Raw genomic sequence first — 14,539 nt, forward strand, 5'->3', positions numbered from 1 at the left:
GGGTTGCCCTCTCTTAAAATAGCAAAAGTTTTCTATAAAGAGGAGCGATCGCGATGACAAAATTTGGAAATTGAGAATTCCACCATAAATAACAATCGTTCAAATGGCATACGGTTACGGGATTTTTCAGTGTGTCTATGTCTTAGACATAATATGTAGTGCGGAAAGCGTAGCGTACGCGTAAGCGCGTGCGTCTCGCTTGCGATCGCGATGGTCGCACTTGTTTAATTACGATCGTATAATTGGATTCGATATTAGTAGTTAGACTACCCATTAACACCTAACCACTATCCATTAACCACTAACCAATTACTGTTTACTGTTAATCGCTAATTCTCCTCTCAAAAAATCGATCAATTGTCTGGCAGTTCTTCCTGAACATCCGTTATGATGAGTTGCCCATTGTTTGGCACAAAATTCTAATTCATCTTTGTCGAGAGGAATGTTAGCTAATTGTGCTAAATGACGGACAATTTCTAGATAGGTGTTTTGATTGGCAGGTTCAAAAGTAAGCGTCAAACCAAAGCGATCGCTAAAGGATAATTTCTCTTGTAGTGTATCCCAAGAATGCACTTCATCTCCATCGCTCGGACGAGGGCGATCGCTAAAAAATTCTCTCACTAAATGCCGTCGATTGGAAGTCGCATAAACCACAACATTTTGAGCTTTAGCGGTCAAACTGCCTTCTAAAACAACCTTGAGTGCTTTAAAAGCATCATCATCTTCTTCAAAGGATAAATCGTCCACAAAAATAATAAATTTCTGAGGGAAATCTCGTAGCTTTTCTAAAATAACTGGAAGGTCTTTTAACTCGGATTTGCTAACTTCAATTAATCTCAATCCTTGCGAGCTATATTGGTTTAATAATCCTTTGACTAAAGAGGATTTTCCCGAACCGCGACTCCCATAAAGTAAAACATGAAGGGCAGGATATCCAGCTAAAAGAAATTCAGTATTTTTGAGTAAGGCTTCTTTTTGAGACTCGTAGCCAACAATTTCTCTTAACTCAATTGGATCGGGATGAGCAATTCCTAGCATTTTCCCTTCTTGCCAGCGTAAAGCTTTATATTTAGCCAAAATTCCCGTCCCATTTTTTTGATAATAAATGGCTAATTCTTCTAAAGCATCTTCCCAATTCTCGTGCCAATGGAAAAAAGATTTCGAGATTGATTCTAGATCCCACGCAATGGGAGTTACTGACACTTGCGTCGCTGTTTTTACCCATTGGCTAATCTGTTGCGGACTACAACGAGAGAGATTCTGTAAGATTTTTAGATCGTGTTTTGCGGCAGCAATTAGCGATCGCGGTAAATTTTCTAGAGAAACTGTTTGGACTTGTCTGCTAAAAGGATTATCGTCGTGCAAAATTTGTGCAATTAAATAATCGCCCCAGCTTTTATTTAGAGCTGCTAAACTTTTAAACCAATTTCCGTAAGCTTGTAAGCAATTAATCGAAGTAAATGGTTGCGTTTTCGGATCGCTTTTATTACTGTTTAGCGTTTGCAGTAAATACAAAAAACTCCTTCCTACTTCATCTTTTAAAACTGATTGATAAAGCAGCAGTGAAGCAACTTGATTATGGAGAATTTTACTTGAAGTAACAACAGAATAATTAGTCATAATCAATTCCGAATTCCTAATTCAGAATTCCGAATTCTATTAACCTACCATCATTTCCGAATCGTTAGTACGCCACAGCTGTTCTAGTGCAGTGGCTGGCATGGTAAGGTACAGTATGTCTTCAGGTGCGAGACGAGTTTCCAAAAGCTCCCAACTATGAATTGTATAGTTTTTTCGTTCGAGATAAAGGGGAACAAAATTAGCTTTCATTGCAGATTCTTTTACGGCTTTGCCACAAAAGGGATGTTTGGGAGTAATGAAAATCGCCAGGGCTATCCATAGTAAATCGTCAGTCATGCCATTGCCTAAAATTTTGCCTCCCAGGGCGGCAGCGGCAAAAGAAGGGGTTGCTAATTCAGTCGGACACAATACGCTATCAAACTCAAAAAACTCTTGAATCGAGCAAGCAAATTGAGAATCTTGAGAACGAACGACAACCGATAGTTTTGGAGAAACCGCTTTAGCAGTTAGAGCGATTTCCAAGTTTACCATGTCGTTGCTGGTAACGACGAGAAGGGCATCTGCGCGATCGCTATTTGCTGCTTTGAGCGTCGCGCTCATGCGGGCATCTTCTAGAATAATCGGAATGCCAAGAGAGCGAGCAGTATGTAAAAAGCGATTATTATCATCCGATTCAATGACGACAACTTCGTGTCCTTGAGCGTGCAATTGACGGGCAATTTGCGTGCCAATCCCCCCTAAACCACAGATAATAAAATGGTTGCGGGTAGGAACTCGTGCCGCGTCCCAAAATTGTTTGAGGCGACTGCCCAGAATAAAATCGTTGAGCAGAGCGTAACAAATTCCAATGACTCCCGCGCCGACAATCATCATAATGACAGTAAAGATTTTGATGCTAGCAGGAGCTTTTTCAACCACGTCTTCCTCTCCGCCAGCCCCCGTAATCATGCCGACGGAGAAATAGAGTGCATCTACAATAGAAGTATTGTAATTGACGCAAACATAGGTCAGAGTTGCCACAAAAATCATTGCTAGCAGCGACAGACTGACAAGCATGACAGGACGAACGTAGCGCTGATATTGACGCAGATTAGCGATCGCTTTGACAAATTTTTGCCAAAAAGAACGGCGTTTGACGCGAATCGTCGGTTTAGTCCCGATAATTAAATGATCTCCTGTCTGTAAGGTTTTCCCTCGCACGACTGCCGAAATCAAATCGATTTCTCCATCTTTGGGTAAGTAGTAAATTAGCATTCGCGAGGGATCGTCCCAAAGGTCGCTCAACTTCAATCCTTGCCACGGATGATTCTCACCAATGAGAATTTCTTGTATTGGCCAGGTACAATTGTAGAGTTCTAATTGTCCGATCGCTTTATTTCCCAGGGCCGCAAAAGAAAATATCGGTGCTGCCAGTGCGGAAACGCTCATACTGACATGATCGGGTAAAATGCGATCTAAGCGTTCCCCCAGAGTTTGATTGAACAGGCGGTTAATGATGCGAATGCGAGGATTGAGCAGTCGCGCTTGGGTTAAAACTCCTAAATTAATTGCATCGTCATTGCTGGCAAGCACGAGAGTATGAGCGTCTTTAATTCCAGCAGCTACCAGGGTAGCAGGAGAACGCAAATCCCCAACGACGATATTTTCGCTTCCTTCGCCAGGAATGGTGCGATCGCTTATGCCAAAAACCGCTGCGCCTTGTTGTTTGAGCAAGCAAAAAATCTTATACCCAGTACGACCTAAGCCGCAGACAATGATTCGGGGTTTCATCGATTTGCCTAGCTAGCCGCTATCGTTCAAAAGCTAAACTTTAATCTTCCCCTATAAATCTGCTGGAGAACTGTAGCTAGCAACACAATCGATTCCTGGCTTTTAGATCTTGCAAAAACTTTTCTGCTTCCTCGCGGGTACCGATCTTTCCATCAAGTGTAGCTGCTAATAACTCATCCAAAATTTCTCTATATTGAGGACCGGGTTTATAACCCATTGCTTTGAGATCCTTTCCATCCAATGGCGAGCGAACTTGCGACCATCGAGCGAGATACTGCCAAATTGTACGGCGGATATTTTTTGAACTTCTAACGGCGACTAATATTAAACTCGCCAATTTATATTGACGCAATAAGTTGACGACTTCGCTAGGGCGATCGCACTTCGGCAAAGCACTATTAACTTCTCGTTCGATGGTTTTTAATTGCTCTAGTCGTTCGAGGCTATCTTTCGGTAACTGAAGATTGGTAGCAATTTTAACGCCTTCTGACGATTCTATAGCGCTCAACAAAACTTCTAATCTAATTAACCAGTGATGCAAAAGATTTTCTGGATCGAGCCACCTCAACCAACGAGAAACGCAGCGAATTTGCCACCATAATTTTTTATCCAAAACTAAAGTAGGATGCAAACAGCGCAGCGCTCCTAAATCGGCAAGCAATTGCAGGGCAGGCTTCCAATAATCAGCTTCGAGAATATAATGTAATTCTGCTTTCAGTCGAGTCGTGAGCGCGGGTGCGGGATGATTTTCTAGTTTTAGGCGATCGTAAACGCCACTTTCGATCGCATAGCGGATATATTCTTCGGTTTGAGGTTCGATTCCAAATCCTAGCCTGACGGCAAAGCGTACTGCTCGATAAATTCTGGTCGGATCTTCGATAAAACTATTGGCATGTAGCACTCGAATTTGACGCGATCGCAAGTCGAGCATCCCGCCAAAGAAATCTAACAATTCCCCTTCTCTCGGAGAAGTCAACCGCACGGCTAGGGCATTGATGGTAAAATCCCGTCGGTATAAATCTTGGCGAATCGAACTCGCCTCAACTTCTGGGTTAGCGGCAGGATAGGGATAGAATTCCGTCCGTGCCGTAGCAATATCTACCCACAGAGAGCCGAATTCGGGGTCTTTGTGCCACAAAAGGGCTGCCGTTTGAAACTCGCCATGAACCGATAAACGCGCCTGCGGATAAATTTCTCGCAGCCTAGAGGCTAATTCTACCCCCGCACCGACATCGGCAGAGCGGTGAAACCCATCTACTACCAAATCAATATCTTGCAAAAGCAGGGATTCGTGGTTTTCTGCCAACAGTAAATCTCGAACGGCTCCCCCGACTAGGTAGAGGTGCCAGCCGCGCTTTTGTGCCTCTTGTGCCGCTGTAGTGAGGAATTGCCAAAGCGACGGGCGAAGGCGATTTTGGAGCGAAGGCAGCAGACAAGAAACCAAAGGCTCTTTTTTCCCTTGTTCGTCTCGCTTGTGAGTGCGATCGTTATGAATTTGTCGCAGAACATCCGTGCGCGTGACAATGCCGATCAATTGACCGGACTCTACTACAGGCAAGCGTCCGACATCATAAGTGACCATGATCGATTCAATGTCTGGCAGCGGCGTATCCGATTTAATCGTCCTCAAATTTCGGGTCATGTAGCCTTTGACGGGTGCGTGACTAAAACCGTGATGCAAGGCTAAATCGATATCCCGTCGAGAAATTACCCCTACCAAGCGATCGCTCTCGTCCACCACCGATAAGCCAGAATGTCCGTAACGGAATAAAATTCGCTGCGCCTGTTCGATGGTGGTATCGGGACGAATGGTACGTACGGGAGAAGACATCAAATCCCGTGCTGTTGGCGGGTGAGGAATTTGCTCTTTGAAGCGCTCGACCAATTCTCGTAACGTCGCTTCTGGATCGACTCCTCGCAGAATCACAGAGGCTGCTTGCGCGTGTCCGCCGCCGCCCAATGGCTCGAATAACTGATGAAGATTGGTCCCCTCAATGCGCGATCGCCCAATAATCGTCAACCGAATTTCCTTAAAAGGCTCCTCTCCTCTACCCTTGCTGTACTGATGGGCAAACAGTAGGGCATCGCTTTCGGTTAACTCGATCAATCGTTCTGCCAGATTGGACAATCCTGGCACGAAAGTCTCGGTAGTGAGAAGAATCGAGGCAATCGTGTAACCTCGGACGACAGACATTTGCAGCCTTTCGATCGCTTCTGTCAGTAATTGCTGCAAATAAGGCGGAAAACCGGGATCGGCATATTCGGCGATCGTTTTGACATTCGCTCCTTGTTCCATCAGCCATGCCAAAGCGCGAGCATCGCGAGCCGTACTTTGGGGAAATGTCAGCGAACCCGTATCCACGTGAATTCCTAGCGCCATGACAGTTGCTTCTACAGGGTTCAATCCAACCTTCGCCTGCTGCAATCGTTCGACAATGAGCGTAGTGGTTGCGCCTACCGCTTCAATTTGCTTCTGAGTCGCCGGAATATCCGAGCTGCTATCGAGATGATGGTCGTAAATCGCGATCGCCTTCACTTGTGGCAGATCGAACCATTCAGCCGCTTTTCCCAAGCGATCGCGCTGTTGGTTATCTACCACTACCAAAGAGCGAATTTTTTTCGGGTTGACGCTGCGCATTTCGATGAGCGACAATTCGTCTCGATGCAATGCCAAAAAGTCTCGCACGGCTGGATGCGCTCCCCCGGTCAAAACAATCCTGCTGCCAATTTTCAGCCGCGACAGCCCCACTGCTGCCCCCAGCACGTCAAAATCAGCCGTCTGATGACACAAAATTAAATCCATCGTTCGATTTTAGATTTTGAATTGGTCAATTGTTCTTTGTCATTGGTCATTGGTCATGTGATTTTAGATTTTAGATTTTGGTCGCCGTTCCGCAGATTTTGGATTGGGGATCGGTTAGTAGTTAATGGTTAGTAGGGGCGGGTTTATCTAAAAACCCTAGAGATTTACCTACATTTAGTAGAAAAAACCGCCCGTACAGTGGTTAATCGTTAATTGTCTCCCCATCTCTCCACTCTTGCTTGTCCCCTTGTCTCCTTGTCTCCTCATCTCCTTGTCCCCCAGTCTTCTTCCCCCATTCCCTACTCTACCGCGTCTGATAAATCCAGTGAGACAGATGGGTCAATTTTTGGTAGCGTACTATTCAGGAAGTATTTTAAAATCGACCGATTAAAGGTGAGAATTATCAAAGGCTCACTTTCTGTAATAGGAGAACTCTAGGAGAACTATAAGATGACTTTCCTTTTTCAAATCGCGCTGCTTGCTTTAGTTGCATTTTCCTTTGTTATGGTGATTGGGGTTCCGGTAGCTTATGCTTCCCCCCAAAACTGGGATCAATCCAAACCTTTACTCTTTGTCGGTTCTGCGATTTGGGTTGTTCTAGTTATCCTAGTCGCCGTTTTAAACTTTTTCGTTATCTAAGAGAAAATAGCTTAGCAAACACAGACCAGGGAAAATTCAAAGTTAGAGGATAGTAGTTCGGAGTTATTTTTCTTTAACTCCGAACTCCGAACTCCCAACTCTAATTGCTGATAACTAATTATTGATTATGGCTGTTTTCGAGGGCACTTTTACTCAAGATCCGTCTTCCTTGCGTTTTGCGATCGTCATTGGTCGATTCAATGACTTGGTGACGGGCAAACTCTTGTCTGGATGCCAAGATTGTCTTAAACGTCACGGAGTCGATGTCGATCCCAATGGAACGCAAGTAGACTATTTTTGGGTGCCAGGGAGTTTTGAAATTCCTATGCTAGCGCGAAAAGTGGCAGCTTCTCATGCCTACGACGCAGTAATTTGTCTGGGGGCAGTGATTCGCGGACAAACTCCCCATTTCGATTATGTTTCTGCCGAAGCGGCTAAGGGAGTGGCAGCGGCTAGCTTTCAAACCGGAGTGCCAGTCGTTTTTGGCATTCTGACGGCAGATACCATGCAGCAAGCTTTAGAAAGGGCAGGAATCAAAAGCAACCACGGCTGGAATTACGCCCTTGACGCGCTGGAAATGGCAAGTTTGATGCGACAAGTCAACCGTCAATTTCCCTCGCCTACCTACAACAGCCATGGCGAGTTGCATGGGGAAATTCCCCCAGCTTTACCTGTCTCTTCTGAGAGTAATGCGATCGCACCAGAATCGATTGAAGAGGTCAAGGAAAAATGAGGCTTAGAAAACCCGATTAAACCGACTCATCAATTTTTTTAGTAAGGTAAGGAGGCTCGATCGCTTCAAAATCTGATTCTTCTAAAGATAACAGCAAAGGCTCTTTATCATCTTCATCTTCAAGCGGATTTTTCAGTAACTTAACTATCCAGCGACCCGATTTTTCCTCAGCTTGAAGATACCCATGAATGCCTACTGCATATTCAGGATAAATAACCCGAATTAAAGTTCCTACTTTAAGCATTAAAAAAAAATTAAAGTCAAAAAAATCACTGACTTGTAGCGACTCAACTAAGAGAATTCTGTCACTTAAAATTGAAGCTAATTTCTTTGATTGTCCCTAATTAAAGGAGTAATATTGAGGTTATAAATTACTTTTTCCTTTTGAGGGATTTGGTAATTATCCCAGTCTGGATTGTCTTGGAGGAGAATAATTATCCCCGAACGAATCCAATTTTCTATGCGTAACCGCTCGTCCGAGGGAAAAGATGTCAAATTTGGGTCTTCGGAAAGTTGTTTTGTATTCTCAATCACTATATGCCGATTGCGAACATGATTGAGGACATAGGCAATTAGCCTTTGCCGCCAATAAGGAATAGAGAAGGCTACTTGGTAGGGATATTCAGGATAATACACCAAAATATCTTCAATTTCTTTAATGACAAATAGCAAAGTTAAGTTGACAATTTGGTAAGACATTGACTTATAATTTCTTTCTTATTTTGTGAACTTAAGTTTTTCTTCGGTAACGCGCAACTGCTGGCAAGGAATGACATCAGCAATAACGTTAGCGCCATTCTGACTGGTGTGAATTTCTAATTGGGCATCTGCTACTGTCTCAAATAGCAATTTCTGACCTGGCAAAATCACTTTTTCCCAGTGAAAATTAGGAATATTGGTAATCCGAATTACCTGAATTCGACTGGTAGCATTAATATAAAAGCAAAGAAGCTGGAAATCGCTCGGAGTCGCTACAGATCGATCGAGTGCGCATATATTTGAATCATGGTCGCTAGCTCCAACTGAGAACAATTCTAGTTAGATTTACCGCATCTAGCTCAGGAAACCTAGCAACTTTTGCCATAATTTGTTTTAAGCTGTCATCTCGCGATTGACAACTTCTAAATACTAGAAAAGAAGCTTTGCTTCCTGGTTGTGAGTTCTTAAATTTTTGTTATTAAAAGCTTTTCTCAATTGTCTTTTCAGATGCTATATGGATTTTAGCGCCTTGTCTGTACGTTAGCGTACATAAATCCCCCAACCCTTACAATTGATTAAACATTTAACCTCATCGAGAGTCAAGCAAGCGCATCAGTTCGCTTTGCACGAGGCGATAACATTCGCAAGCAGCGGCTTCCAAATTCTCCCGCTCCATAATGGTAATCTTCCCACGGCTATAGCGAATCATTCCCGCCCTTTGAAGGGTGGCTGCTGCCACCGTAACGCCGGAACGACGGATACCCAGCATATTGGCGATAAATTCCTGAGTCAGCGGGAATTCATTTTTCTGGATACAATCTTGAACTGATAGCAGCCAGCGAGCGAGTCGCTCCTCTATAGTATGCTGACGGTTGCAGGCAGCACTTTGCGAAACCTGAGTCAATAGCGCTTGGGTATAGAGTAACAGCCGTCGTTGAAGTTCTCCTCCCCGATGAAACTCCTCCTTAAGCACACCTGCATCTAGCTTCATTGCTCCGTCTGGAATTTGCACGATCGCGCAGCTAGTAGTGAACTCTCCTCCTAAAAAGACGGGAAGTCCCACCATGCCTTCATTGCCCACCAAACCAACTTCGGTTGTCGAGCCGTCCTCCATAATAGAGACGAGAGAAATCATAGCTCGATTGGGAAAATAAACCTCTGAAATCCTTTCCCCAGGTTCGTAGAGAATCTGTCCGGCGGAGAGCGATACAAGCTGTAGGTGGGGAGCAAGGCGCTGGTATTCCGATCTGGGTAAAGCTGCTAGCAGTTGGTTAATAGGAACAGAATTGTCTTCGGGCACCGATAATAGAAATCTCCTGCAAATGAGAGAATTAATCATACCTCTATCCGGGGGATTTTCAGTACGCTAGCGTACATAGAGGGGTGAAGGGTTTAGTTTTAAGATTCAACTGCTTTGCCTCGTGCCTAGCAAGCGGATCGACTCGCTGCGCACGAGGCGATAACACTCGCAGGCAGTTGCTTCTAACTCTGATTGATTGAGGATAGCAATCTGACCGCGACTATAGCGGATTAGTCCTGCTCTCTGAAAGGTGCCAGCCAATTGGGTGACGCTAGCGCGGCGCACTCCCAGCATCTCAGCGATGAATTGCTGAGTCAGCCGGAACTCGTCTTGCCCTACGCAGTCTCGAACTAACAGCAGCCAACGAGCCAACTGCTGCTCTAGTCGATGACGGGATTTGCACGCAGAAATTTGGGAGATTTGAGTCAATAGCGCTTGGGTATAGAGTAGCAACCGTCTTTGTAGTTCTCCCCCTCTGTCAAACTCTCTTTTGAGTACGCTAGCATCCAGCTTCATCGCATTTCCGGCAATCTGCACGATAGCGCGGTTGATGGTAAAATCGCCTCCTAAAAATGCGGGGAGTCCCACGATGCCTTCATTGCCTACCAAGCCGATTTCAGTTGTCGAGTTGTCTGCGAGCGCAGAAACGAGAGAAATCATTGCGCGATCGGGAAAATAGACCTCTCTAATCGGTTCGCCAGGTTCGTAGAGGACTTGTCCGAGGAAGAGCGAGACAAGCTCTAGGTGAGGAACGAGATACTGGTACTCTGAGTCTGGCAAAGCTGCCAGTAGTCGATTGACGGGGACATGCAAAGCTTCAGACACGGGAATTAGAAGCCTCCTTCCTTGAGGTATTACCTGACATGACCGCATAAGGAGAGTAATTACCGTCCGATCTCCATATCAAAATGTTTTTTATTAGAAAATCAACAAATACAAGCTTTTCAATAGTAACTTCAATTTCTTGGATGGGGCTAAGCCCTTGACAGATGAAAATCCTTTTGAGATACTAGAGAAGGTGTTAAGATTATGCGGGTATAGCTCAGTGGTAGAGCGTCACCTTGCCAAGGTGAACGTCGCGCGTTCGAATCGCGTTACCCGCTTTTAAGATAAAATAAAATCAAACCAGTTGAAGCCCAGTCAGAGGAAGGTGCTAGGATTTATAGTCTGACTCGTTTTGTTAATGAGAGATTAAATTCGCTTGATATCTTGATTCGAGTGCTGAGACTATACTATATAGTGCCAACGCTCTAACGATCGTTAATGCTCGTGCGACCTCAGAAGTCTCTGAAAATAGATTTAAGTAAAGAGTATCCTTGTCCCTGTCGGCGGCGCGGTCGTCTGTTACCGATTCTGCTGACAGACGCATTTGGCTGCGATCGCTGCCAGCAAATTTTTGTCGTTGATGAAAAAAATCAGATAATAGAACAATTATCTTCTAACTATCCCGGCAAACGCGCTTGGCGCTGGACGGGATATCGTTGGATTGCTGCCGGACTCGGAGACAGTGGGCTGCCTTTTATGTTGGTCATGCTCTTGGCGACGATCGTCATCGTGCTCGCCCTGGCATTGCGATCGCTACCGAGTATCGGTATGATTTGGGCAGCGATCGCAGTAGGATTGATTTTTAGTATAGTAGTACTGATGTCCTGGCTAGCCAATCGGCATTAAAGGTCAAAATATGACGCAAGAAAGCTCCTCCAACCCTCTGCTTGCCCAAGCCAAGCGCGCCCATAACGCTTTTGTCGAATTGGGAAAAAGCAGTGGTTTGGAGCGCAATCGGGGTGTTAAAGCGATGGTTCGAGGACTTCAGGATGCCTTTAACGACATTCTGGAAGCTAACACCCTCGATCTGGAAATGAGCCGAGAAATGGCAGTCCCGGAACTGATCTTGGAGTGGTTAAAGCTTACGCCAAAACGGTTGCAAACAACGGTCGAGATTTTGCAACGGTTGGCAGAGTTACCCGATCCCCTGCAACAGGTAATCGTTGCTTCCTATCAACTGACTCCTTTCCAAACCTACTGTCAGCGCATGCCCCTAGGCACGATCGCGTTAATTCACGAAGCATTTCCCGAATTAGGTGCGATCGCAGCCGGGTTGTGTCTGAAAACCGGGAATAGCCTTATCCTGCGCGGATGCAGCGCGTCGAGCTATGCTAATGCGGTCATTGCCAAAGCGCTACAAAATGCCTTAGAAGACGCTGGATTGCCAGCGGGATGTATAGAAGCAATTCCCTCGGATTCGGGAAGTTCGATTCAAGAGCTAGTAACCCAAGACCAGTATATTAACTTGGTTATTCCCTACGGTCGTCCCAGTTTAGTCGAACAAGTAACGCAACTGGCAACTGCCCCCGTTCTCAAATCAGCCATGGGAAATTGCTATCTCTATTGGTCGCTTAGTGGCGATCTCGATCTCGTGCGCTGGATCGTTATCGACAGCCACGGTAGCGAACCCGATCCGGTCAACGCGATCGAGAAAGTTTTAATCGGTCCCAATCACAATCCTTCGTTGTTAGTGCGTCTGTTTAATAGCCTTCAAGAAAAGGGATTTGAGTTGAGAGGCGATAAAGAATTATTAGCAGACTTCTCCGACTATTTAACGCCAGCCACAGAAGTAGAATGGGGCAAACCCTATCTCGATAAGATCGTCGCTTTTAAAGTCGTTGGGGATCTCTCGGAGGCGATCGCCTGGATTAATCGCTACAGCAGCGGTCATGCCGATTGCCTGGTGACAGAATCTTATCAAGAGAGCCGCCAATTTGCTATGGAAATCGATAGCGCCCTGGTATATATTAATTCCTCACCTCGCTTCTCGCGCAATCCCAAACAGGGAGAATCTGTATTTTTAGGAATATCCAACCAGAAAGGTCACCGTCGGGGTCTGATTAGCTTAGAAACCTTTACGACTCTCAAACAAGTAGTGCAGGGAAACGGGAAATATTAAAAATGCTGAATATTGCCACTTTTTTTTATTTTTTTCTGAGTTTTTAGGGCTTCTCTCCGTAGCCAATGTTACAAAATCATGACATTGACTCTGTTAGCTTATAAAACAACTGTTTTGAAGGAAAAAAGCAAAGGTGGGTTCGATCTACGTTGCTATTGTTGAGGGAAATCCGCATCTGCGATCGCTGCTAGGCTGGCATCTACAGCAAGCAGGCTATCGAACGCAACAAATCGCTACGATTGGGCAAGCCAGAACGGCGTTTCTCCATCGCCAACCGACATTAGCTATTGTGGATTCCGATCTGCCCGATGGAGACGGGATCGAATTGTGCCATTGGCTTTATCAACAGCGACAGACGCTGATCTTAATTCTCTCGGCACGCAATAGCGAAAAAGAGATTGTCAAAGGACTGAAAGCGGGTGCGGATGATTATTTAACCAAGCCCTTTGGCATGCAGGAGTTTATGGCGCGTATAGAAGCCCTAACCCGCCGCATGAGAGCCGCTTCTGCGCCCTTGTATCTAGAGTACGGCGACCTGAAAATCGATTTAGTGCAGCGTCGGGTACAATTCAAGGAAGAATTTATCGAGCTAACGCCTCAAGAATTTAGCTTGCTCTACGTTCTTGCCCAGGCAGAGGGAATGGCACTGAGTCGGTCTGAATTGCTGCGTCGAGCTTGGCCCGAAGCGATCGACAACCCTCGTACTATCGATACTCACGTACTCTCGCTGCGCAAAAAAGTCGAAACCGATCCCCGGCAACCCAGTTTAATTCAAACCGTTCGCAACGTCGGCTATCGGTTTAATCCAGATGTCCTTGAGGATGCGCCAATGCCTGCAATGCCGCCAGCCGCGATCGCGCGCGATCGCAGCAATGGAAACGGACATAATCTGTCGAGAATTGCCGCCAATCATTCTTAAAATTTGCCGCATCGATGCTGTCCAAGAGTTTGGATTTTCCCCAGAAATATATCTTGAGAAAGATTTTTTTCAATCCAATCTCCAAAGTCGGTCGAGTCATCTATCCTAAAGAGGAGATTGACTAGAGGAGAGGGAAAATCATGATTCGAGCCTACGCAGCCCGCGAACCCGGTGCAAAACTAGAGCCATTCGAGTACGAACCAGGTTCTCTAGGAGAAGAAGAGGTAGAAATCCAAGTCGAATACTGCGGCATCTGCCACAGCGACCTGAGCATGTTGAATAACGATTGGGGCATGACTCGCTACCCATTCGTGCCCGGTCATGAGGTTATCGGTACGATCGCCGCTTTAGGAGACAGAGTTAAACAACTGAAACTCGGACAACGGGTTGGACTAGGCTGGTATTCCCGTTCCTGTATGACGTGCGAGTGGTGCATGGGGGGCAACCACAACCTCTGTCAGACAGCAGAGGGAACGATTGTCGGTCGCTACGGCGGTTTTGCCGAAAAAGTTCGCGCCCACCAAGGCTGGGTACTTCCCCTGCCCAAAAACCTCAATCCCGCTACGTCAGGTCCATTATTTTGTGGCGGGATAACCGTTTTTAACCCACTCGTCCAATTCGATCTTAAGCCGACCGATCGCGTCGGCGTGATAGGCATTGGCGGACTCGGACACATGGCGCTACGTTTTCTTCGCGCTTGGGGATGCGATGTGACTGCCTTCTCCACCAGTTCCGACAAAGAAGCCGAGGCGCGAGAAATGGGGGCAAATCATTTCGTCAACTCCCGCGATCCACAAGCGTTGAAGGCAGTAGCCAATTCCTTTGACATGATTCTTTCTACCGTTAATGCCGATCTAGACTGGGGCACCTACATTGCTACTTTACGCCCCAAGGGTCGGTTACATTTCGTTGGAGTCGTTCCCAACCCCGTATCGGCTCATGTTTTTCCTCTTATAGAGGGTCAGAAGTCAATTTCTGGCAGTCCGCTCGGCAGCCCTACTACTGTCGCTCGCATGCTCGATTTTGCTGAGCGCCATCAGCTCGAACCGATTACCGAAACCTTCACCTTTGACCAAGTAAATGAGGCGATGGAAAGACTCCACAGCGGCAAGGCACGATATCGGATAGTCTTGAAACATTAGGAGCCAAAC

14 protein-coding genes and 1 tRNA gene are annotated in these 14,539 nt (G+C 45.9%); 7 read left to right on the top strand and 8 right to left on the bottom strand.

Features of this window, described 5'->3' with window-relative positions; all coding sequences use genetic code 11:
- Positions 1-309: 309 nt before the first annotated feature.
- From PLE7327_RS04130 to PLE7327_RS04140, 3 genes are all read right to left on the bottom strand, one after another.
- Positions 310-1,620 carry an ATP-binding protein gene (locus tag PLE7327_RS04130; RefSeq protein WP_015142607.1) on the bottom strand — a complete coding sequence of 437 codons (1,311 nt, stop codon included), beginning with the start codon at positions 1,618-1,620 and terminating at the stop codon, positions 310-312.
- A gap of 39 nt (positions 1,621-1,659) precedes the next feature.
- On the bottom strand, positions 1,660-3,351 hold the full coding sequence (locus PLE7327_RS04135) for a TrkA family potassium uptake protein (RefSeq protein ID WP_015142608.1): 1,692 nt from the start codon (positions 3,349-3,351) through the stop codon (positions 1,660-1,662).
- 76 nt (positions 3,352-3,427) lie between these two features.
- Positions 3,428-6,154 carry a CBS domain-containing protein gene (locus tag PLE7327_RS04140; protein WP_015142609.1) on the bottom strand — a complete coding sequence of 909 codons (2,727 nt, stop codon included), beginning with the start codon at positions 6,152-6,154 and terminating at the stop codon, positions 3,428-3,430.
- 450 nt (positions 6,155-6,604) lie between these two features.
- Here PLE7327_RS04140 and psbZ point away from each other — a divergent pair, with 450 nt between their 5' ends.
- Positions 6,605-6,793 (top strand): photosystem II reaction center protein PsbZ, encoded by a 189-nt coding sequence (gene psbZ / locus PLE7327_RS04145; protein ID WP_015142610.1) that lies wholly within the window; start codon positions 6,605-6,607, stop codon positions 6,791-6,793.
- A gap of 127 nt (positions 6,794-6,920) precedes the next feature.
- On the top strand, positions 6,921-7,526 hold the full coding sequence (gene ribH / locus PLE7327_RS04150; RefSeq protein WP_015142611.1) for a 6,7-dimethyl-8-ribityllumazine synthase: 606 nt from the start codon (positions 6,921-6,923) through the stop codon (positions 7,524-7,526).
- Between the two features lie 16 nt (positions 7,527-7,542).
- Here the strand turns inward: ribH and PLE7327_RS04155 are convergent, their stop codons facing one another.
- The 5 genes from PLE7327_RS04155 to PLE7327_RS04175 all read right to left on the bottom strand — a co-directional run bounded on the left by PLE7327_RS04155 (position 7,543) and on the right by PLE7327_RS04175 (position 10,350).
- The gene (locus tag PLE7327_RS04155; RefSeq protein WP_015142612.1) at positions 7,543-7,770 is read right to left on the bottom strand and encodes a hypothetical protein; all 228 of its coding nucleotides are present in this window, start codon (positions 7,768-7,770) and stop codon (positions 7,543-7,545) included.
- A gap of 77 nt (positions 7,771-7,847) precedes the next feature.
- Positions 7,848-8,225: a hypothetical protein gene (locus PLE7327_RS04160; protein ID WP_015142613.1), complete on the bottom strand. Its 378-nt coding sequence runs from the start codon at positions 8,223-8,225 to the stop codon at positions 7,848-7,850.
- An 18-nt stretch (positions 8,226-8,243) separates the two neighbouring features.
- Positions 8,244-8,558, bottom strand: a complete 315-nt coding sequence (locus tag PLE7327_RS04165) for a DUF1830 domain-containing protein (protein WP_217523324.1) — start codon at positions 8,556-8,558, stop codon at positions 8,244-8,246.
- Between the two features lie 256 nt (positions 8,559-8,814).
- Entirely contained in the window at positions 8,815-9,525 is a 711-nt protein-coding gene (locus PLE7327_RS04170) for a Crp/Fnr family transcriptional regulator (protein ID WP_015142615.1), read from the bottom strand.
- A 105-nt stretch (positions 9,526-9,630) separates the two neighbouring features.
- Complete coding sequence (locus tag PLE7327_RS04175) at positions 9,631-10,350, bottom strand: Crp/Fnr family transcriptional regulator (RefSeq protein WP_015142616.1); 720 nt, start codon at positions 10,348-10,350, stop codon at positions 9,631-9,633.
- A gap of 206 nt (positions 10,351-10,556) precedes the next feature.
- Here PLE7327_RS04175 and PLE7327_RS04180 point away from each other — a divergent pair.
- The 5 genes from PLE7327_RS04180 to PLE7327_RS04200 all read left to right on the top strand — a co-directional run bounded on the left by PLE7327_RS04180 (position 10,557) and on the right by PLE7327_RS04200 (position 14,530).
- Positions 10,557-10,628 (top strand) — tRNA-Gly (locus tag PLE7327_RS04180).
- Between the two features lie 166 nt (positions 10,629-10,794).
- Positions 10,795-11,196, top strand: a complete 402-nt coding sequence (locus tag PLE7327_RS04185; protein ID WP_144266179.1) for a hypothetical protein — start codon at positions 10,795-10,797, stop codon at positions 11,194-11,196.
- A gap of 10 nt (positions 11,197-11,206) precedes the next feature.
- Positions 11,207-12,469, top strand: a complete 1,263-nt coding sequence (locus PLE7327_RS04190) for a glutamate-5-semialdehyde dehydrogenase (protein ID WP_015142618.1) — start codon at positions 11,207-11,209, stop codon at positions 12,467-12,469.
- A 133-nt stretch (positions 12,470-12,602) separates the two neighbouring features.
- Positions 12,603-13,388 (top strand): response regulator transcription factor, encoded by a 786-nt coding sequence (locus PLE7327_RS04195; protein WP_015142619.1) that lies wholly within the window; start codon positions 12,603-12,605, stop codon positions 13,386-13,388.
- A 140-nt stretch (positions 13,389-13,528) separates the two neighbouring features.
- Positions 13,529-14,530 carry an NAD(P)-dependent alcohol dehydrogenase gene (locus tag PLE7327_RS04200; RefSeq protein ID WP_015142620.1) on the top strand — a complete coding sequence of 334 codons (1,002 nt, stop codon included), beginning with the start codon at positions 13,529-13,531 and terminating at the stop codon, positions 14,528-14,530.
- Positions 14,531-14,539 lie beyond the last annotated feature (9 nt).

The organism is Pleurocapsa sp. PCC 7327 (genome assembly GCF_000317025.1).
In the GTDB taxonomy this organism is placed as follows: domain Bacteria; phylum Cyanobacteriota; class Cyanobacteriia; order Cyanobacteriales; family Microcystaceae; genus Hydrococcus.

What these genes read in the sequence shown, in the direction of transcription:
- PLE7327_RS04130 (WP_015142607.1), bottom strand. Translation starts at nt 1,620, where the DNA reads ATGACTAATTATTCTGTTGTTACTTCAAGTAAAATTCTCCATAATCAA.
- PLE7327_RS04135 (WP_015142608.1), bottom strand. Translation starts at nt 3,351, where the DNA reads ATGAAACCCCGAATCATTGTCTGCGGCTTAGGTCGTACTGGGTATAAG.
- PLE7327_RS04140 (WP_015142609.1), bottom strand. Translation starts at nt 6,154, where the DNA reads ATGGATTTAATTTTGTGTCATCAGACGGCTGATTTTGACGTGCTGGGG.
- psbZ (WP_015142610.1), top strand. Translation starts at nt 6,605, where the DNA reads ATGACTTTCCTTTTTCAAATCGCGCTGCTTGCTTTAGTTGCATTTTCC.
- ribH (WP_015142611.1), top strand. Translation starts at nt 6,921, where the DNA reads ATGGCTGTTTTCGAGGGCACTTTTACTCAAGATCCGTCTTCCTTGCGT.
- PLE7327_RS04155 (WP_015142612.1), bottom strand. Translation starts at nt 7,770, where the DNA reads ATGCTTAAAGTAGGAACTTTAATTCGGGTTATTTATCCTGAATATGCA.
- PLE7327_RS04160 (WP_015142613.1), bottom strand. Translation starts at nt 8,225, where the DNA reads ATGTCTTACCAAATTGTCAACTTAACTTTGCTATTTGTCATTAAAGAA.
- PLE7327_RS04190 (WP_015142618.1), top strand. Translation starts at nt 11,207, where the DNA reads ATGACGCAAGAAAGCTCCTCCAACCCTCTGCTTGCCCAAGCCAAGCGC.
- PLE7327_RS04200 (WP_015142620.1), top strand. Translation starts at nt 13,529, where the DNA reads ATGATTCGAGCCTACGCAGCCCGCGAACCCGGTGCAAAACTAGAGCCA.